At 57.3% G+C, this 20,356-nt stretch carries 12 protein-coding genes; 4 read left to right on the forward strand and 8 right to left on the reverse strand.

From position 1 onward, the window contains the following. Positions 1-44: 44 nt before the first annotated feature. The 7 genes from baeR to yegD form a co-directional block, all read right to left on the reverse strand. The gene (gene baeR, locus OGX80_RS18435; protein ID WP_012131679.1) at positions 45-767 is read right to left on the reverse strand and encodes an envelope stress response regulator BaeR; all 723 of its coding nucleotides are present in this window, start codon (positions 765-767) and stop codon (positions 45-47) included. Then, on the reverse strand, positions 764-2,167 hold the full coding sequence (gene baeS, locus OGX80_RS18440) for an envelope stress sensor histidine kinase BaeS (protein WP_047462573.1): 1,404 nt from the start codon (positions 2,165-2,167) through the stop codon (positions 764-766). The genes baeR and baeS overlap by 4 nt, the downstream gene beginning before the upstream one ends. Continuing rightward, on the reverse strand, positions 2,164-3,579 hold the full coding sequence (locus OGX80_RS18445) for an MFS transporter (RefSeq protein ID WP_115181415.1): 1,416 nt from the start codon (positions 3,577-3,579) through the stop codon (positions 2,164-2,166). The genes baeS and OGX80_RS18445 overlap by 4 nt, the downstream gene beginning before the upstream one ends. Next, positions 3,576-6,662 carry a multidrug efflux RND transporter permease subunit MdtC gene (mdtC, locus tag OGX80_RS18450; RefSeq protein WP_115181416.1) on the reverse strand — a complete coding sequence of 1,029 codons (3,087 nt, stop codon included), beginning with the start codon at positions 6,660-6,662 and terminating at the stop codon, positions 3,576-3,578. The genes OGX80_RS18445 and mdtC overlap by 4 nt, the downstream gene beginning before the upstream one ends. Beyond that, entirely contained in the window at positions 6,663-9,785 is a 3,123-nt protein-coding gene (mdtB, locus tag OGX80_RS18455; RefSeq protein ID WP_012131683.1) for a multidrug efflux RND transporter permease subunit MdtB, read from the reverse strand. Then, positions 9,785-11,032: an MdtA/MuxA family multidrug efflux RND transporter periplasmic adaptor subunit gene (locus OGX80_RS18460; protein ID WP_115181417.1), complete on the reverse strand. Its 1,248-nt coding sequence runs from the start codon at positions 11,030-11,032 to the stop codon at positions 9,785-9,787. The genes mdtB and OGX80_RS18460 overlap by 1 nt, the downstream gene beginning before the upstream one ends. A gap of 131 nt (positions 11,033-11,163) precedes the next feature. Next, on the reverse strand, positions 11,164-12,516 hold the full coding sequence (yegD, locus tag OGX80_RS18465; RefSeq protein ID WP_115182322.1) for a molecular chaperone: 1,353 nt from the start codon (positions 12,514-12,516) through the stop codon (positions 11,164-11,166). Between the two features lie 135 nt (positions 12,517-12,651). Between yegD and alkA the strand changes: the two genes are divergently transcribed. Beyond that, entirely contained in the window at positions 12,652-13,521 is an 870-nt protein-coding gene (alkA, locus tag OGX80_RS18470; RefSeq protein WP_110494059.1) for a DNA-3-methyladenine glycosylase 2, read from the forward strand. Here the strand turns inward: alkA and OGX80_RS18475 are convergent. Then, positions 13,489-16,818 (reverse strand): diguanylate cyclase, encoded by a 3,330-nt coding sequence (locus tag OGX80_RS18475; RefSeq protein ID WP_115181418.1) that lies wholly within the window; start codon positions 16,816-16,818, stop codon positions 13,489-13,491. The two genes, alkA and OGX80_RS18475, sit on opposite strands and share 33 nt — an antisense overlap. A 327-nt stretch (positions 16,819-17,145) precedes the next feature. Here OGX80_RS18475 and udk point away from each other — a divergent pair, with 327 nt between their 5' ends. From udk to asmA, 3 genes are all read left to right on the forward strand, one after another. Continuing rightward, on the forward strand, positions 17,146-17,787 hold the full coding sequence (udk, locus tag OGX80_RS18480; protein WP_024130192.1) for a uridine kinase: 642 nt from the start codon (positions 17,146-17,148) through the stop codon (positions 17,785-17,787). 91 nt (positions 17,788-17,878) lie between these two features. Next, complete coding sequence (gene dcd / locus OGX80_RS18485) at positions 17,879-18,460, forward strand: dCTP deaminase (protein ID WP_012131692.1); 582 nt, start codon at positions 17,879-17,881, stop codon at positions 18,458-18,460. A 21-nt stretch (positions 18,461-18,481) separates the two neighbouring features. Further along, on the forward strand, positions 18,482-20,335 hold the full coding sequence (asmA, locus tag OGX80_RS18490; RefSeq protein ID WP_115181420.1) for an outer membrane assembly protein AsmA: 1,854 nt from the start codon (positions 18,482-18,484) through the stop codon (positions 20,333-20,335). The last annotated feature ends 21 nt before the right edge of the window (positions 20,336-20,356 follow it).

Genomic DNA, 20,356 nt, shown 5'->3' on the forward strand with positions numbered 1-20,356 from the left:
TCGGCCGGATCAGCGGAGCGTCATCCGGCTATTGCAGGCGTGACTTATGCAATCCGGCAGGTATCCGCTTCCCAGCGATACCCGACGCCGTATACCGCACGGATGAACGACTGTTCGGCGTCCAGCGATTCCAGCTTGCGGCGCAGGTTTTTGATGTGGCTGTCAATGGTGCGGTCCGTCACCACGCGATAATCATCGTAGAGATGATTAAGCAGCTGCTCGCGGGAGAAGACTTTCCCCGGCTCGTGAGACAGCGTTTTCAACAGGCGAAACTCTGCGGGGGTCAGGTCGAGCATCTTGCCGCGCCAGGATGCCTGAAAACGGCCTTCATCGACAATCAGCGGGCTTTGCGCGTCCAGCTGTTGCAGCTCACGCTGCGGCTTGCAGCGGCGCAAAATCGTTTTCACGCGGGCGACCACCTCACGGGGGCTGTAAGGTTTACAGATGTAATCATCGGCGCCAATCTCCAGCCCAAGCAGGCGGTCGATCTCTTCAATCTTTGCCGTGACCATCACAATGGGTACGTCAGAAAAACGGCGAATTTCCCGGCACAGCGTCAGGCCGTCCGTACCTGGCAACATTAAGTCCAGCAGGATCAGGTCTGGCGGTGTTTGATGCACATACTGCAATACCTGATCGCCATGACTGATTAGCGTGGGGGCATAGCTTGCGGCGCGCAGATAGTCGATCAGCAGTTGTCCCAGCTTGGGTTCATCTTCCACGATTAAAATACGTGGCGTGTTTTCATCAATGGGTAACTCAGTCATACATCTCTCTGTAAATCGCGTTCCAGCGGTAACTCTACTGTAATGCTAAGCCCGCCAAAAGGCGAATGGGACGCCCGAATACGACCATTATGCGCTTGTACGATATTGTCGCAAATCGCCAGTCCCAGACCGGACCCGCCGCTGGCGCGGTTGCGGGAGCCTTCCGTGCGGTAGAAACGTTCAAACAGTTTTTGTAACTGCTCATCGCGAACGCCGGGCGCGGAATCGGCGAACGTTAACAGCAGCATGTTGTCGCGCTGCTCGGCGGAAATGTGCAGGCTGCCGCCGCTGTCGGTGTAGCGCAGACTATTTTCCAGCAGATTATTGAATAACTGCATCAGACGATCCGGATCGCCGAATACCATTACGCTGTCAGGAAGGGAAAAGTGTAACGTCAGCCCACGGCTGGCGAAGCGCTCGCGAAACGCGCCGCCCGCCACCTCCAGCAGGGGAATCAGGTCCACCGATGTTTTCTGGTACGCCAGCGCGCCTTCATCGGACATAGAAAGCTGATGCAGATCGTCAACCAGCTTGGTGAGCGTGCCGACTTCAGCCTGGAGCGAGGCCACCGATTCGGGCGTAAACTGGCGGACTCCGTCCTGGATAGCCTCCAGCTCACCGCGCAATACCGCCAGCGGCGTGCGCAGTTCGTGGGAGATATCCGCCATAAAATCGCGGCGCATTTGCTGATTTTTTTCCAGCGTGCTGGCGAGCTGGTTAAAATCCTGCGCCAGTTTACCCAGTTCATCCGCGCTGGTCGGCGTTACGCGCGTCGTGAAGTCGCCTGCGGCCAGTTTGTGCGTGCCTTCCACCAGCCGCTTAACGGGCGCCAGCAACCCGCGCGCCAGCGGAAACGTTGCCAGCGCCGCCAGCAGAGTCGACAACGCCACGATCAGCCAACTTGTACGGCGCTGTTGCTTATCAAAATTAATATCGGTATTGCGCGTCAGTCGCTCAACGGGAGAGGCAATCACCGCGCCAACCTCCACACCGTTTACGTGAATAGCCCGGCGGGTGCCGTCACGCGGGACTGGCGCTCGCGGGCCGACCAGCACATTGGCGTGTTGATCGACGACCCAAAATTGGGTTCGCCAGCCATGAGGCGGCATCCCGGGGCCGGGTTTGTTATCGTCGTTGTCATGCTCAAAAGAGCGCAGGATCTGGAAAACGAAGCGATCGTTATTGCGTAAAAAACGCCAGTTGCCGTGCAGCGAATACTGCTCGCCCAGCGCGTCGCCGAGCATCTGCAACCGCTGTTCGTTGCCATGTTTGATGTAGTCGATAAACCCACGCTCAAAGCTGATGCGTACGGCCCAGTGCATGCTGATCAGCAAGACAATGCAGGTGGCGAAAATCGCCAGAAACAATTTGCCGGTAATACCGGGCCGCCAGAACTTCATTGCGTGCTCCTTTTGCGTCGTGAAATGACGGCGTTTTTATGCGTGTCGTTCGGCACCCGGGCGAAGATGAGTGCGGGCAGCGCGATAATCAGGGCCATGCACAGCCAGGTATACATAAACACCGTGTGGCTCGCGCCGCTGTCGGCCGCGATATGTTGTTGACCAAACATGCCCAGCAGCAGCCCGGCGATGGTCACGCCAATACTCATCGACAGTTGCATGATCATGGACAGCAAGCTGTTGCCGCTGCTGGCGAGTTCATCGGGCAGATCTTTGAGCGTTAAGGTGTTCATGGATGAAAAACGGGTGGAGTTGACCATGCCTTGCAGGAACAGCACAAAGGGCAGGGCGTAATACCAGCCAAGCATCGCGACGCTCATAAACAGCAGGCTGACCAGCGACAGGCCGAGGGTGGTGGAGACCAGTACGCGACGATAGCCAAAGCGGTTTACCACCTGTACGACGATACGTTTCATTCCCATGCTGCCGAGTACCATCGGGATCATCATCAACCCGGCATGAAACGGCGAGAACCCCAGACCAATCTGCAAAAAGACCGGCGTCATGAAGGGCAGCATGCCGCTCCCGACGCGCCCGGCGAAGCTACCAGACAGGCCCAGCGAGAAGGTGTGGGTGCGAAACAGCGCCAGACTAAACAGCGCGCGCGGATTGTTTTTGGCGTGTTTCAGGTAGAGCGCAATCGCCAGGATGCCGCACAACACCAGTGCGCCCAGTGAGAGAGGCGAGAGCCCTGTGCCTTTGCTGCCGTCCAGCGCCAGCGTCAGTACCGCCATGCCGACGGCCAGCAGGAGGAACCCTGAAAGATCGAAGCGCCGGGTTTGCATGGTGTAATTCGGCATCAGCATGAGCGTCGCAATCGCCCCGACAATGCCGACCGGAATGTTAATCAGGAAAATCCAGTGCCAGGAGGCGTACTCGACCAGAATACCGCCCAGCGCCGGGCCGAGCAGCGGCCCGACCTGACCGGGCAGCGTGACGAAGGTCATCGCCGCCATATATTGTTCGCGCGGAACGATCTTCATGACCGTCAGTCTGCCGACCGGCACCATCATGGCGCCGCCCACGCCCTGTAAAACGCGCGCCAGCACCAGTTCATTCAGCGTGCTGGACCAGGCGCAAAATAGCGATCCCAACGTAAACAGCACAATGGCGGTAAAGAAGATATTACGCACGCCGACTTTATCCGCCAGCCAGCCGCTGGCAGGCAGCATTACCGCCACGGTCAGTACATAGGAAACCACGACCATGTGCATATGCAGCGGGCTTTCCCCCAGACTGAGCGCCATAGAGGGAAGCGCGGTGTTGACGATTGTGGTATCCAGCGATTGCATAAAAAAGCCGAATGCCACAATCCAGAGTTGCCAGCGTGTGCTGTCAGGAAGTTCTGTCATGGCTCTGTTATGGATTCCGGTTGGCTATTATTACGTGAAAAACGCAGCCGCAGACGGTCGAAAAAGAGATAGACCACCGGGGTGGTATAGAGCGTCAGCAGCTGGCTCATCACCAGTCCGCCCACGATCGTAATCCCTAATGGTTGACGTAACTCTGAACCATCGCCCCCGGAGATAACCAGCGGCAGCGCGCCAAACAGCGCCGCCAGCGTGGTCATCATGATTGGGCGAAAACGCAGCAGGCAGGCCTGGAAAATCGCCTGTTCCGGCGTCAGGTTGCCGTTTCTCTGCGCCTCAAGCGCAAAATCGACCATCATGATGGCGTTTTTCTTCACAATGCCAATTAATAGCATGATCCCGATGAGCGCGATTAGGCTGAACGGGGCATTGAACAGCTCCAGCGCCAGTAGCGCCCCCACGCCTGCGGAGGGGAGGGTAGAGAGGATGGTCAGCGGATGAACATAACTTTCATACAATATCCCCAACACAATATAGACCGTCGCGATCGCCGCCAGGATCAGAATCACCTGCGAATTCATCGTCTCCTGGAAAACCTGTGCCGTTCCGGCGAAACTGCCGCGCACCGTTGACGGTACGCCAAGCTGTGTCATCGCCCGGTTGATGGCTTCCGTCGCTTCGGACAGCGACGTGCCCGTAGGCAGGTTAAACGCGATAGTCGAGGCGGCGGACAACCCCTGGTGATTCACTGACAGCGGTGCATTGGCGGGCTGCCATTTTGCAAAATAAGAGAGCGGAATCGCCTTCCCGTCGCTGTTAATGACGAACATCTTCTCCAGCGCGCTGATGTCCTGGGTATAGCGTGGGTCAACCTCCATCACAACCTTATACTGGTTCATCGGCTGATAGATGGTGGAAATTTGCCGTTGACCGAAGGCATTATTCAGCAGACTGTTGGCGGCCTGCACGTCGATCCCCAGCCTGGACATGGTTTCGCGGTCGTAAATCAGGTTCATCTCCGCGCCGTTATCTTGCTGATCGGAGTTAACGTCCGCCAGTTGGGGGAGCGCCGCCAGCGCCTTACGGATTTTCGGCTCCCATTCTCGCAGCGCGCTTAAATCATCAGACAGCAGGGCATACTGGTAGCTGGCGTTAGCCTGCCGCCCGCCGACGCGGATATCCTGTACCGCCATCAGAAACAGGTTTGCGCCCGGCTCTTTTGCCAGTGCGACCCGCAGCCGGTCGATAACCTGCTGCGCCGTTTCATGGCGCTCGCCGCGTGATTTCAGCGTAATAAACATCATCCCGCTGTTGACCCGCGAACCGCCGGTGAAGCCGGTCACGTTGTCGACCGCCGGATCGTCGCGAATGATCTTCATAAAGTCCTGAAGTTTGCCGCGCATCGCCTGAAACGAAATACTCTGGTCAGCCTGAATGCCGCCCATCAGTACGCCCGTATCCTGTTCGGGGAAGAAGGTTTTGGGGATGGAAATATAGAGCCAGATATTCAGCGCAATGGTGCCCAACAAGACGACGCCCACCAGCCGCGTATGGTTTAGCACCCATTTCAGCGATGTGCCGTACCCTTGTTGCAGGCCAGTCAGCAGACGGCCAAAGCCGCGGCTTCGCGTCTGCTCGCGAGGCTTGCTGGACTTCAGCATCCAGCCGCACATCATGGGGGTTAGCGTGAGCGAGACGAGCAGCGAGATGCCGATCGCCACCGAAAGGGTGACGGCAAACTCGCGTAATAATCTTCCGGGCAATCCCCCCATCAGCAAGAGCGGCAGGAATACCGCCACCAGGGAGAGGCTCATGGAGAGCACCGTAAAGCCAACTTCGCGCGTTCCCTGAAGCGCCGCCTGCAAGGGCTTCATGCCGGCTTCAAGATGGCGGGAGATATTTTCCAGCACCACAATGGCGTCATCGACGACAAACCCGGTGGCGATAGTCAGCGCCATCAGCGACAGGTTGTTCAGGCTAAAACCGCACAGGTACATTGCGGCGAAGGTGCCAATCAGCGACACGGGAACCGCAACGGCAGGAATCAACGTTGCGCGCCCGGAGCGCAGAAATAAAAAGACCACCAGAATGACCAGCGCAACGGAAATAACCAGCGTTTGCTCCACTTCCTCCAGCGAGGCGCGAATCGTCGGGGAACGATCCTGAGCGATTTGCAGGTCAATTGAGGCGGGAATCAGCGTTTGTAATTCCGGGAGCTTCTCGCGAATGCTGTCTACTGTCTGGATGATATTGGCTTCCGGCAGCTTGCGAATCATCAGCAAAATCGCCGGTTTGGCGTTGGTCATCCCGGCGTTACGCACATCCTGCACCGAGTCAGTTACCGTGGCGACATCGCCCAGACGCACGGCGGCGCCGTTGTTGTAGTGGATAATCAACGGCTGGTATTCCGTCGCCGTTTTCAGTTCATCATTTGTCTGAACCTGCCAGCGATGAGTCTTGTCGTCGATCGCGCCCTGCGGCTTACGCACGTTGGCATTGCTGATGGCGCTGCGCACGTCATCCAGCGATACGCCCTGATTAAACAACGCCTGCGGGTTAAGCCCCACGCGCACGGCGGGCAGCGAACTGCCGCCGACATCCACATCGCCGACGCCGTCAATTTGCGCGATTGTCTGCGCCAGCTGCGTTGAGGCGAAGTCATACAGCTCTCCCTGCGACCAGGTGTCCGATGTGAGCGTCAGAATCATAATCGGCGCGTCGGACGGGTTGGCTTTACGGTAGGTCGGGCGGCTGGGCATCCCGCTGGGCAGCAGACTCTGTGCGGCATTAATTGCCGCCTGCACGTCACGCGCCGCGCCGTTGATATCACGGTCAAAGTTAAACTGAAGGATAATTCGCGTGCTGCCCAGCGAGCTGCTGGAGGTCATCTCACTGACCCCCGCGATGCGTCCGAGCGAACGCTCCAGCGGCGTGGCGACCGACGACGCCATGGTTTCCGGCGAAGCGCCCGGAAGCGATGCGCTCACCATAATGACCGGAAAATCCACCTGCGGCAGCGGGGCGACCGGCAATAACCGGAAACCCAGCACGCCGCAGAGCGTAATGGCGATGGAGATTAAAATAGTCGCCACCGGGCGGTAAATGAAAAGGGCGAAAAATTTCATTTACGCCTCCTCTTCCTGGCGGGGGAAGCGGCTTTTCACATACAGCGACAGGCGGTCAAACAGCAGATAGATGACGGGCGTGGTGAACAGGGTTAAGACCTGGCTGACCAGCAGGCCGCCTACCATGCCAATCCCTAACGGGCGGCGTAATTCCGCGCCTGTGCCGGTACTTAACATCAATGGCAGTGCGCCTAACAGTGCCGCCAGCGTGGTCATCAGAATCGGGCGGAAACGCAGCAAACAGGCCTGGAAAATCGCATCACGCGGCGCCATTCCCTGCTCGCGCTCGGCGGCCAGGGCGAAGTCGATCATCATGATAGCGTTCTTCTTCACAATGCCGATCAACAAAATGATCCCGATGATGGCAATCACGTCCAGTTCACTACCGGCAATCATGAGCGCCAGCAGCGCCCCGACGCCCGCCGTTGGCAGGGTGGAGAGGATCGTGATTGGGTGGATAAAGCTTTCGTACAGCACGCCAAGCACGATATACATCGCCACCACTGCCGCCACGATCAGCCAGACGGTGCTGCCGAGCGCAGCCTGGAAGGCCAGCGTGCTGCCCTGGAACTGGGTGGTGATATCGACTGGCAGGTTGACCGTTTTCTCCGTGTCCAGAATGGCCTGTACCGCATCGCCGAGCGAATAATTATCCGGCACGTTAAACGAGAAGGTCGTTACCGGGAACTGATCCAGGTGATTAATGGAAAGCGGCGCGAAACGCTGCTCGATTTTGGCGATGGCGCTAAGCGGCACAATCCCGCCGTCGCTGCTGGTCAGACGGATGGTGTCCATTGCCGCCAGCCCTGGCGTGGTGTCGGTGTTATGTTCCAGCACGACGCGATATTGATTCGCCTGGGTGTAGATGGTCGAAATCAGGCGCTGGCCAAAGGCGTTATACAGGGCGTTATCGACATCCGCCATGCTGATGCCAAGACGGCTGGCGCTGTCGCGGTCAACGTTCACATACGCCACCAGACCTTTGTCCTGCCAGTCGCTGCTGACGTCAGAAAGCTGCGGAAGCTGCTGGAGTTTTTCCATCAGCTGCGGCACCCAGGTGCTGAGCGCATCCAGTGAGGTGGCCTGTAGCGTAAACTGGTACTGCGTGCGGCTCACCTGAGTATCAATGGTGAGATCCTGCGTTGGCTGGAGGTAGAGATCGACGCCGGGCACTTTCGCCACGGCGTGTTGCAGGCGGGCGATGACTTTCTGCACCCGATCGTCACGTTCATTCAGCGGTTTAAGGTTAATTTGCAGACGCGCGCTGTTCAGCGCCGGGTTGGTGCCATCAACGCCGACAAAGGCGGTCAGACTTTCTACCGCCGGGTCTTTTAAAATCACATCAGACACCTGGCGCTGGCGCTGGGCCATGCTGGCGAACGAGCTGGATTGCGGAGCCTGCAATGTGCCCTGAATAATGCCGTTATCCTGCACCGGGAAGAACCCTTTCGGGATAAAGACCCACAGCATGATGCTGAGAAGCAGGGTGCCGAGCGCCACGCTCAGCGTCAGCCACGGATGGTTGAGCACTTTTGCCAGCCACTGACCGTATTTCTCAATGACGCGATCAAACATTTTTTCCGCCGCGCGGGAGAAGCGGTTTTGCTTGCGCAGCGACGCCTGGCTGAGCATCCGGGCGCACATCATGGGCGTCAGGGTCAGCGACACGACGGCGGAGATCAGGATCGCTACCGCCAGCGTGACCGCAAATTCGCGGAACAAACGCCCGACGATATCGCCCATGAATAACAGCGGGATCAGTACCGCAATCAGCGAGAAGGTTAATGAAATAATGGTAAAGCCGATTTCGCCAGCGCCTTTGAGCGCCGCCGCCAGCGGTTTTTCCCCTTTCTCGATGTAACGCGAAATGTTCTCAATCACCACAATCGCGTCGTCCACGACGAAGCCGGTGGCGATGGTCAGCGCCATTAGCGTCAGGTTATTGATCGAGAAATCGAGAAAGACCATTACCGCAAAAGTGCCGATCAGCGATAACGGCACGGCGACGCCCGGAATGATTGTGGCGGGGACATTACGCAGGAACAGGTAGATGATCATCACCACCAGCGCAATCGCCAGCATCAGCTCGAACTGGGTGTCGGTAACGGAAGCGCGAATGTTGGTGGTGCGATCCGACAGCACGGTGACATTGACCGATTTCGGCAGACTTTCCGTAAGCTGCGGCAGCATCTGACGAATGCTGTCCGCCGTGGAGATAATGTTGGCGCCAGGCTGGCGCTGCACATTCATCACAATGGCCTGTTCTTTATTGGCCCACGCGCCAAGCCAGCTGTTTTCCGCGCCTTGTTCGACCGTTGCCACATCGCCCAGACGTACCGGCGCGCCGTTCTGCCAGGCGATGATTAACTGGCGATACTCATCGACGGACTGCATCTGATCGTTAGCAGAGAGCGTGACCGCGCGAGTTGGGCCATCAAGACTCCCTTTCGCCGAGTTGACGTTAGCGCTGGTGATGGCGGCGCGAACCGTTTCGCTGGTAAGCCCCAGCGCGGCAATCGCCTGCGCATTCAGCTTCACACGCACGGCCGGGCGTTGGCCGCCGGACAGCGTGACCAGCCCTACGCCGGAAACCTGGGAAATTTTCTGCGCCACCCGGGTTTCCACCATATCTTCCACTTGCGTCATGGGCATGGCGGTTGAGGTGACGGCCAGCGTCATGATCGGTGGATCTGCCGGGTTAACTTTGCTGTATACCGGCGGGTTAGGCAGATCGCTCGGCAGCAGGTTTGTGGCCGCGTTAATGGCGGCCTGTACTTCCTGCTCGGCGACATCCAGCGGCAGAGTCAGCTGGAACTGCAACGTCACAACCGATGCGCCGCCGGAACTTTGTGACGACATCTGTTTCAGGCCGGACATTTGCCCGAACTGGCGTTCAAGCGGCGCGGTGACGGCGGAGGTCATCACATCCGGGCTGGCGCCGGGGTAGAGCGTTACCACCTGAATGGTGGGGTAGTCCACCTCCGGCAATGCGGCGACGGGCAGGAAGCGGTAACCGATAATCCCGGCGAGTAAAATCGCCACCATCAGCAGCGTGGTCGCGACAGGGCGCATAATAAACAGGCGCGACGGGCCGCCTGTGCTGCTAGGAGGTAACACCTGCATCAGGAGCGCACTCCTTTCTTACCGTATTCCCGATTCGTGGCTTTATCTTCTTTCGCCGCAGGCGCTTGCGCTTCCACCACTTCGACTTTCGCCCCATCCGTCAGACGATCGATCCCGTCCGTCACGACGCGATCGCCTGCCGACAGCCCGGCGCTGATTACCACGTTCTGACTGTCCTGAATACCCGGTTTAACCAGATGCTTGCTGACTTTGTTCTCATCATTTAGCACCCAGACAAAGTGGCCTTCGTTACCCATTTGCACGGCCGCTGTCGGTATCACCACCGCGTTTTGCTGCGTGTCGACCAGCATGCGGGCGTTAACAAACTGGTTAGGGAACAGCGCGTCATCCTGGTTGTTAAAACGGGCTTTGATTTTGATGGTGCCGGTCGTGGCGTCGATTTGGTTGTCCAGGCTGAGCAGTACGCCATCGCTTAATTTCTGTGAGTTAGTGCGATCCCAGGCTTCAACGGTCAATGTTTTGCCCGTTTTTTGCGCCTGTACGACGGTGGCGATATCGCTTTCCGGCAAGGTAAAAATCAGATCGATTGGGTGTGTCTGGGTGATAACGACAATGCCTGTGGTATCGCCGCTGGAGATTTGATTACCGACATCCACCTGTTTTAACCCCACGCGACCCTCTACCGGTGCGGTGATGCGGCTCCAGTCAAGCTGCAACTGCGCGCTGGCGACGCTGGCTTCATCGGCCTTAATGGTGCCTTCTGTTTCGCTGACCAGCGCCTGTTGCGCGTCCAGCTCCTGGCGGGAGACAAGGTTGGTTTTCACCAGCTGTTGATAGCGCGCTAAATCGCGACGGGCATTCGCCAGCGTGGCTTTGTCTTTCGCGAGCTGCCCCTGCGCTTGCGCTAAGGCGACTTTAAACTGGCTGGGATCGATTTCCGCCAGCAGTTCGCCCGCTTTGACCTGTTGTCCTTCCTGGAAGTGCAGCGCCATCAGTTGACCATCCACGCGGCTGCGTACCGTGACGGTATTGGCGGCAGCGATCGTGCCCAGCCCGGTCAGATAGCGTGGTACGGCTTGTTCCGTTGCGGTGGCCGCCTGAACCGGCGCCAGCGGGCCAGAACGCATGCCGCGACGTCCTGCGCCAGCCTGACGTTGCGCATGTTCGTTAGCGCCCGGCGCATTCCCCTGGGTTTCGCTGCGACTATGCCAGAACCCGTACACGGCAATGGCCGTCACAACGACCACGATTGCTATCACCCAGCGGGATTTTTTACTGCCTTTCATCGTTATAAGTTTCTCATCCTGAAACGTTTCGCGGAATGATACTAGTTTAGTCATCCATAACGGGAGAAAAATGGAGGAATTATGAAACACTGTCTGGATTCGTCTGAATGACGTCGGCCTTTGCGAGGCGGTTAACGAAATACGACGTCCGCCCAGCGCGCAAGACCGGCGGTGACGGAACCGAAGTCATCGCCGCCAGCAATCGGAATGCCCGGCAACTGCTCCGCCAGCGCACTTTTGATCAGCGGTGAGCGCGCGCTGCCGCCGGTCAGATAGATGACATCCGGTTTTTCCTGCGCATTGTCCAGCGCCAGCTGTACCTGCTCCAGAATACGCGCCAGCGGCTGGCTCAGCGCGGCTTCCAGCCCCTGCTGACTGATAGACGTCGCCAGCTCATCGCTGATAAACGGCAGCGTGGTGAGGATATCGGGCTGCCCGGACAGGGCGATTTTGCTCTCCTCCGCGCGGCGTACCAGACGATAGCTGAGGCGCTGACGCCAGACTTTAAGCAGCAGCGCGACTTTATCCGCATCGCGGGCGTCCCGAACCAGCTCGTTGAGCAGGCGACCGTTGGCGCTGCTGTAGAAATCGCTTTGTGCGGGAACATCATTGATCGCGACAGCGTTCCACCACGGCAGAACCGGCAATGCGATGCCTTTTTCGGTTTCGCCGCCCATGCCCAGCAACGGCATCAGGTGTTTAAACGCCAGCGCGATGTCCAGGTCGTTACCGCCCACGCGACAGCCGCTGTGCCCGAGCAGGCTGGAGGCGCGGTCAGCGCGCTGATGCCACTGCGGCCCCATCAGCAGCAATGAACAGTCGGTCGTCCCGCCGCCAATATCCACCACCAGTACGCGTTTCTCTTCCTGCAACGTGGCTTCATAATCCAGACCCGCCGCAACCGGTTCAAACTGGAAGACGACATCCTGAAAACCGGCGCGTTTTGCCGCGCGCTCCAGAATGCCTTGCGCCTGGCGGTTGGCCTCGTCGCCACCCAGCCCCTGAAAGTTAATTGGTCGACCAATCACCGCCTGCGTGATGCTTTCCGGCAACTGCGTTTGCGCCATATGACGGATGTGCAACATCATCGCGCAAACCAGATCCTCAAACAGCGCAACCTGCTGCGGTTTTAGGCCGTTAGCGCCGAGGAAGGATTTTGGCGATTTAACGAAGTAAACCTCTTCCGGGTCGTCAATGTAGTGGCTCAGCGAAGCCAGCCCGAACAGCACGCTGCCTGCGCCGACCTCAATATCTTCTTCACGGTTGTAGCGCATTGCGCGCCGCAACAGCGCCTGCGTTTCGTCATCCGTCGCCGGAACCGCGTGATGGCGGTACAGCCACTCGCTGACGGCTTCACGCGTCGGGGCGCAAAGCATTGAGGGCAACAGCGTGCTGTTATTTTCCATTTTTAGCAGCTGCGGTTGCCCGTCGCGCATGACGGCAACGGAACAGTTTGCCGTGCCGTAGTCAAAACCAATAAACACCTTAATAATCCCCATGCCAGTGAAGAAGGGGCGTGACTTTAACGAAATGTTGTAATCCCGACAACTGGAATATGAAAGCAAGGCGCGGCGTTTGAATAGCGTTTATGCTGAAGGAGAATAAAAACAGGAGTCGCAATGTATATCCTAAGCTGGCAGCCGCCTTATGACTGGTCCTGGATGTTGGGTTTTCTCGCCGCGCGTGCGGTGAGCGGCGTCGAAACGGTTGAGCCCGCGCGTTACGTTCGCAGTCTGGCGACGGGAGAACATCGGGGACTGATCGCCGTTGTACCGGAGCACCAGACGCATACGCTGCGCGTAACCCTGAGCGCGGGCTTGTTGCCCGTCGCCGAAGAATGTCTGGCAAAAATTGAACGCCTGTTCGATCTGCGCTGTAACCCCGATCAGATTGCCGATGCGCTCGGCAGTCTGGGGGCTGCGCGACCGGGATTGCGTCTGCCCGGCTCGGTGGATGCCTTCGAACAGGGCGTAAGGGCGATACTCGGGCAACTGGTCAGCGTGGCGATGGCGGCAAAGCTGACGGCGAAAGTCGCCCGTTGTTATGGTGATGTGCTTGCCGATGCGCCGGAGTATGTCTGTTTCCCCACGCCGCAAACGCTGGCGGCGGCGGACCCATTCGCGCTTAAAGCACTGGGGATGCCGCTTAAACGCGCGGAAGCGCTGATCCATCTGGCGCGTGCGACGCTGGATGGAACGTTAGAGACGGTCGCGCCGCCGGATATTGCGCTGGGGGTGAAAAACCTGCAAACCTTTCCTGGGATTGGGCGCTGGACGGCCAACTACTTCGCGCTGCGCGGCTGGCAGGCGAAAGATATCTTTTTGCCGGATGATTATCTGATTAAACAGCGGTTTTCGGGAATGACGCCCGCACAAATCCGCCGTTATGCGGAGCGCTGGAAACCCTGGCGCTCCTACGCGTTGCTGCATATCTGGTATACGGATGGCTGGCAGCCGTCAGTTGATGGCGAAATAACTGGTGTTCAGTAACAGATCCAGCGGCTGGGCATCGGCAATGACGTCGCCGTAAATCAGATCGATGCCAATACCGGAAAGCGCATCCATGATCAGCGGCATTTGTACCGGGCCGGCAATGGTTCTGACGCCCAGCCGCTGCGCATGGCTCTGAATAATCGATACCAGCATTTCATCCATTAAATTACCGTGAAGGCTGGCGCAGAGTTCGCTATCAAGCAACAGGTAGTCAGCCATGTGGGCGCTTAAGCAATCGAAAAGCGCCAGGTCACGGTTGACCTGGCTGAGAACAATGCGACAGCCCGCCTGACGCAGTATCTGTATCGCGGGTATGGCCTTATCGGACTCTTGCATCAGGACATGTGCCGGGATAACCAGATGCAATAAGCGCGGCGGAAGTGGGCTGCGCTCCAGTTGTTCGAGCAGCTCATCAATGAATGTTGCGCGACTGAGTCCGGCGGCGGAAAGCGGCAGGGCGATGCTCACCCCCTTACTGGCGACGGTGGATGCCGCGTGCTGGAAAAATGTCTGAAACACGCGACGATCGAGAGCGTGGCTGAGTTCGGGATCGGTTAGCCCTGCGCGGAATGCCTGCTCCTCCATGATTTCGCCGTCGCTGGCCCACAGCCGCAGCGAGATCAGCCAAAAACCGCACGTTTCAGGGATGCGCGGCGACGCGACCCCACGGGCGATCATCAATAGAGGGTTATCTTTGATTATGCGCCATTGTTCATCCTGAGACGTAACTTCCCGCTCGCTGTGCGCCTGTTCCTGCTGCGCTTCGTACACGGTGACACGTCCCCGACCGTTGTTTTTAGAGGCATAGCAGGCGATATCCGCCTGGGACATCACGTCTACCGCCAGGCGATTGGCGTTATTGATTAGCGTGATCCCGGCGCTGGCGCCAATGGGGTGTTCACGGTCTTCCCACGTAAAGCGGTATTCATTAATCGCGTTGACGATCCGCGTAGAAATAAAGCGTGCGCTGTCGATATTGCAATCCGGCAGCAGGAGGCCAAATTCGTCCCCGCCCAGGCGGGCCAGCATATCGCTGGAACGCAGCATACTGAGCATTAAGGCGGCCAGTTCGCGAAGCAGCGCATCGCCTGCGGCATGCCCGGCGCTGTCGTTAACGGCTTTAAAGCGGTCAAGATCAATAAAGACCAGCGCATGATGCTGGCGCGTATCGCGTACCGTAAGCAGGATTTCTTTAAGATGGCCTTCAAAACTGACCCGGTTAGCCAGGTGGGTGAGGGCGTCATGAGAGGCGCTGTAGCTGAGCTGGCGCAGCATTTTCCGCGATTCCGTGACGTCCTGAATGACCAGTACGGAGCCGATATTCCCGCCGTCCAGCGTACTGAGCGGCGTAATGCTGTAATGAATGTCGTAGCGACCGCCGTTGCGACAGTGAAGCACCACATCCTGCTCAATGGCGGAACGCGACATATCCGCGCTATAGATATTTTCCATCAGCGGGCCGTTATCGCCAAAAGTGATGCGCAATACCGTCAGCAGCGGGATGCCGATCGCATGCTCCTGCTGCCAGCCGCTCATCTTTTCGGCGACAGGGTTCATAAAGGTTACGTTCATGTCGACGTCAATACAGACAACCGCTTCCCCGATGGAGTCCAGCGTAATGTGCAGGCGCTCTTTTTCCTGATACAGCGCCTCGTTAAGCTGCTTGACTTCGGTCATGTCCATGTTGATGCCAAGCAGGCGTTCCACGTCGCCGTCTTTATCCAGCACCCGGTTCGCCAGGGCGCGGATATGCCGGATGCCATCTTTTACGCCAATCCTGAATTCGAGCTTAAAGGGGAGACGTGCCGCCAGAGACTCGCGGATGATCTTTTCCGTCGGCGCGCGGTCTTCCGGCAACAGGCAGTCGTGCCAGAGTTGCCAGGTGGGTTTGATATGCGGCGGAACCTCATACAGCTCAAACATGCGCTTATCCCAACTGATCACGTCAGGCCGCAGTTCCCATTCCCAGATGCCGATACCGCCCGCTTCGTTCGCCAGCGTAATCCGCTCCATCAGGCGCTTGTTTACCCGTTCGGTATGTTTCAGGTCGTTGATATCTTCAATTTGCGCAATGAAATAGAGCGGGGTGTTGTCGCTATGGCGAACCAGTGAAACGGCCAGTAATGCCCAGACCACATCGCCGTCGCGGGTGTAATAGCGTTTCTCCATGGAATAGCTGTTGATATCGCCGCGCACCAGCATATTCAGCTGTTCAAGGTCGTTATGCAGATCCTCAGGCCAGGTGAGCTGTTGAAAGGTGAGGGCGCGCAGTTCATCCTGGCTGTAGCCAAGAAACTGACACAATGCCTTGTTGGCCTGTAGCCATTGGCCTTCGGTGCCCACTAACGCCATGCCGATCGCGGAATATTCCATCGCGTTACGAAAGCGTAATTCGCTTTCCGTGATATTTTTTTGTTCCGCCCGAAACGCGTACATCACCATTGTCATGATGTTGACGGGCAGCAGGATCATTAAAAGCGGCAGCCAGGGAACGTTCATCATGGCGTATGTTTTGGGCGTTGACAGCAGCGCCGGGTCGGATGCCAGCATCAGCGACGTCATCATGACGGTGGCGAGGAAGATCAGAAACGCTTCCATACGCGGCAGACGTATCGCGCTCCACATCAGCAGAACGATGATGCAGGTGAAAGGCCACGGAACGTACAGCATAGAGAGCCAGCTTAGCCCCAGCGTTATCGTCAGCGTAAGCAGCGTTTCAAGCAGTAAACGGGGATCGCGATGGCGAAGCAGGTAGTGCGGTTTAAACAGCAAGCCTAATGGCACCAGCGCCAGCGCGCCGATAGACTCGGACAGAATCCAAATCAAAAATGTTTTTACTGGCGTCCCTTCGGGCATCAGCAGCCAGAGCAGCGCGCCTCCCAGTAGCGGTGGAATCACCGCGCTGCCCGTCGCCAGGCGGAGCCAGTCATTCAGATTTTGTAAGGGGTTATACCAGGGCAGTAGCTTACGTAACAGGATTGCGCCGACCACCGCTTCAATAATATTGATCGCCGTCCAGCCAAAATTCAGCGAACCGGCAGGAGAAAAAACGAGTGACGCACTTATGCTGCCGAGGGAACAGACCAGTGCGATCCCCGGCCACATCCGTCCTGCGTGGCGATAAAAACCGACCATCATGATTGACGTCGGGAACCACAGCGGCGCCAGCGGCGTATCGAAACGCGACAGTTCCAGCGAGAAGAGTGTAAAGATAAAGGTGAGCAGACCTAAACTGACGAGACGCAGTAGAGGGTGAGGCAAGGTAACTAAAACATGTTGGGTTTGTTTACTCATTACCACGTTATCCGAATAGCCCTTGCCGTCGCGGAGGGCCCGGACGCGTCAGTTTTCATTCAGGATCATGCTAGTACAAACAATTTACGATTTATACGTCAGCGGCTCATAATTTGACATCTCCGGGGGATTAATTCCGGCATAAACGAATAAATCCGGCAGCTGCTTTAAAAATAAGCATTTTAATTTGCGACAGGGAGAGATGGACGGCAATTTAGCGTTCTGTTATCTCGACTGGTATCGTGCCGCTGAAATCCCTATAATTGCCGCGTTTGACGCTTCGGCGTCGCCCTCCCTAACATCCAGGTTAATCAGGTCGCTAAATTTATGACTGTTCAGTCTCATCAGTGCGTCATTATCGGTATTGCTGGCGCATCGGCTTCCGGCAAGAGTCTTATTGCCAGTACCCTTTATCGCGAATTGCGTGAACAAGTGGGTGATGAACATATCGGCGTTATTCCCGAAGACAGCTATTACAAAGATCAAAGCCATCTGTCGATGGAAGAGCGTGTAAAAACCAACTACGACCATCCTAATGCGATGGATCACAGTTTGCTGTTCCAGCATCTGCAAGCGCTCAAGCGCGGTTCGGCGATTGAATTGCCCGTATACAGCTATGTTGAACATACCCGCATGCAGGAAACCGTTCGCGTCGAGCCCAAAAAAGTCATTATTCTCGAAGGGATTTTGCTGCTGACGGACGCGCGTTTGCGTGAAGAGATGAACTTCTCTATTTTTGTCGATACCCCGCTGGATATCTGCCTGATGCGCCGTATTAAGCGCGACGTCAACGAGCGTGGGCGTTCAATGGATTCGGTGATGGCGCAGTACCAGAAAACCGTACGCCCGATGTTCCTGCAATTTATTGAACCTTCCAAGCAATACGCCGATATTATTGTACCGCGCGGCGGTAAGAACCGCATTGCGATTGATATTCTGAAAGCGAAAATCAGTCAGTTCTTTGAATAAGCCCAGCGAATTGTGTACCGTTCAGTGATAACCTGGTTCGCCCTTGACGCGTTGAACGTTAAGGGCCTGATGCACGAAAGGAGAAAGTGCCATGCGTTTGTGTGACCGAGATATTGAAGCCTGGCTGGATGAAGGCCGCTTGTCGATCAACCCGCGTCCTCCTGTTGAGCGTATTAATGGCGCGACGGTGGATGTGCGCCTTGGCAATAAATTTCGTACATTTCGTGGCCACACGGCTGCGTTTATTGATTTAAGCGGCCCGAAGGATGAGGTCAGCGCTGCGCTGGATCGCGTGATGAGCGATGAAATCGTGCTGGATGAAGGCGACGCGTTTTATCTTCATCCGGGCGAGCTGGCGCTGGCCGTGACCTTTGAGTCCGTCACGCTGCCGCCGGATCTCGTGGGGTGGCTGGATGGCCGTTCCTCGCTGGCGCGTCTTGGGCTGATGGTGCACGTTACCGCGCACCGTATCGATCCCGGCTGGTCCGGTTGCATCGTTCTGGAGTTCTACAACTCCGGGAAATTACCGCTGGCCCTGCGTCCGGGAATGCTGATTGGCGCCCTGAGCTTTGAGCCGCTCTCCGGCCCTGCCGCACGCCCTTATAACCGTCGCCAGGATGCGAAATACCGCGATCAGCAAGGCGCTGTTGCCAGCCGGATTGACAAAGACTGAGTCTGCTCCACTGAGGATAGCATGAGACGATTTCTGACGACGCTGATGATTCTCCTGGTCGTGCTGGTGGCCGGTTTCTCGGCGTTGGTGATGTTGGTGAATCCGAATGATTTCCGCGCGTATATGGTGCAGCAGGTCGCTGCGCGTAGCGGATATCAACTGCAACTGGATGGCCCTCTGCGCTGGCACGTATGGCCTCAACTCAGCATCCTCTCTGGACGGATGGCGCTGACGGCGGAAGGCGCCAGCGAACCCCTGGTTCGGGCCGACAATATGCGCCTGGACGTTGCGCTGTGGCCGCTTCTTAGTCATCAGTTGAAGGTTGAACAGGTGATGCTCAAAGGCGCGGTCATCCAGTTGACGCCGCAGACGGAAGCGGCGCGCCGGGAAGACGCGCCTGTTGCGCCAAAAGACAATACGCTGCCGGATGTCCCGGAAGACCGTGGTTGGTCTTTTGATATCAGCAGCTTACGCGTTGCTGACAGCGTGCTGGTGTTCCAGCATGAAGACGACGAGCAAATTACGGTTCGCGATATTCGCCTGCAAATGGAGCAGGATGAACAGCATCGCGGGACGTTTGATTTTTCCGGGCGGGTGAACCGCGATCAGCGCGATCTCTCGCTCTCCTTCAACGGAACGGTCGATGCGTCTGACTATCCGCACAACTTAACGGCCGGTATCGAGCAGCTCAACTGGCAGTTGCAGGGAGCCGATTTACCGAAACAGGGTATTCAGGGCCAGGGGCAATTACAGGCGCAGTGGCAGGAAGGGCAAAAAAGGCTCTCTTTCAGTCAGCTCAGTTTAACCGCCAACGACAGCACCCTGACCGGACAGGCTCAGGTGACGCTGAGCGATGAGCCGGAATGGGCGATCGATCTGCAATTTGGCAAGCTGAATCTGGATAACCTTCTTCCGCGAAATGACGTGGCAAGCACATCCAAAAACGTGGCGCAAACGGGGCAGCAGTCGACGCGGCCGCGGCCGGTTATCGCGTCCCGCGTTGATGAACCCGCTTATCAGGGGCTAAAAGGGTTTTCTGCGGCCCTCTCTCTGCGGGCGGATAACGCGAAGTGGCGTGGCATGGCGTTTACCGACGTGTCGGCGAAAATGACGAATCAGGCCGGTTTGCTGAATATCGTCGAGTTGCAGGGGAAACTCGACGGCGGTGAGATTTCTCTGCCCGGTACGCTGGACGCGAGAGCGGCAAATCCGCGCGCCGTGTTCCAGCCGCGCCTTGAGGATGTGGAAATCGGTACGATTCTGAACGCGTTTGACTATCCCATCGCGCTGACCGGCAAAATGTCGCTGGCGGGCGATTTTTCAGGCGCGGATATTGACGCCCAGGCGTTTCGTCACAGCTGGCAAGGGCAGGCGCATGTTGAAATGCGCGACACGCGTATGGAAGGGATGAACTTCCAGCAACTGGTGCAGCAGGCGGTAACGCGTAGCGGTGGCGATGTGCAGCAATCGCAGCAGAATTTTGATAACGCGACCCGTCTGGATCGCTTTGTCACCGACCTGGCGCTGGATAACGGTAAGCTCACGCTGGGCAGCATGGAAGGGCAGTCTGCAATACTGGCGGTTTCCGGTAATGGCGCGTTGAATCTTGTTGAGCAGACCTGCGACACGCAGTTTAACGTGCGCGTGCTGGGCGGCTGGACAGGTGAAAGCAAGCTGATTGATTTCCTGAAAGAGACGCCGGTTCCGCTGCGCGTATACGGTAAGTGGCAGGCGCTGAATTACAATCTCCAGGTTGACCAGATTCTGCGTAAGCATTTGCAGGATGAAGCAAAACGTCGTCTGAGCGACTGGGCGGATCGTAATAAAGAGACCCGCAACGGTAAAGACGTGAAGAAGCTGCTGGATAAGCTGTAAGCGAATCTGAATGCCGGCTGT

This window comes from Citrobacter sp. CK194 (genome assembly GCF_030333395.1).
In the GTDB taxonomy this organism is placed as follows: Bacteria; Pseudomonadota; Gammaproteobacteria; order Enterobacterales; family Enterobacteriaceae; genus Citrobacter_B; species Citrobacter_B koseri.

What these genes read in the sequence shown, in the direction of transcription:
- baeR (WP_012131679.1), bottom strand. Translation starts at nt 767, where the DNA reads ATGACTGAGTTACCCATTGATGAAAACACGCCACGTATTTTAATCGTG.
- baeS (WP_047462573.1), bottom strand. Translation starts at nt 2,167, where the DNA reads ATGAAGTTCTGGCGGCCCGGTATTACCGGCAAATTGTTTCTGGCGATT.
- OGX80_RS18445 (WP_115181415.1), bottom strand. Translation starts at nt 3,579, where the DNA reads ATGACAGAACTTCCTGACAGCACACGCTGGCAACTCTGGATTGTGGCA.
- mdtC (WP_115181416.1), bottom strand. Translation starts at nt 6,662, where the DNA reads ATGAAATTTTTCGCCCTTTTCATTTACCGCCCGGTGGCGACTATTTTA.
- mdtB (WP_012131683.1), bottom strand. Translation starts at nt 9,785, where the DNA reads ATGCAGGTGTTACCTCCTAGCAGCACAGGCGGCCCGTCGCGCCTGTTT.
- OGX80_RS18460 (WP_115181417.1), bottom strand. Translation starts at nt 11,032, where the DNA reads ATGAAAGGCAGTAAAAAATCCCGCTGGGTGATAGCAATCGTGGTCGTT.
- alkA (WP_110494059.1), top strand. Translation starts at nt 12,652, where the DNA reads ATGTATATCCTAAGCTGGCAGCCGCCTTATGACTGGTCCTGGATGTTG.
- OGX80_RS18475 (WP_115181418.1), bottom strand. Translation starts at nt 16,818, where the DNA reads ATGAGTAAACAAACCCAACATGTTTTAGTTACCTTGCCTCACCCTCTA.
- udk (WP_024130192.1), top strand. Translation starts at nt 17,146, where the DNA reads ATGACTGTTCAGTCTCATCAGTGCGTCATTATCGGTATTGCTGGCGCA.
- dcd (WP_012131692.1), top strand. Translation starts at nt 17,879, where the DNA reads ATGCGTTTGTGTGACCGAGATATTGAAGCCTGGCTGGATGAAGGCCGC.
- asmA (WP_115181420.1), top strand. Translation starts at nt 18,482, where the DNA reads ATGAGACGATTTCTGACGACGCTGATGATTCTCCTGGTCGTGCTGGTG.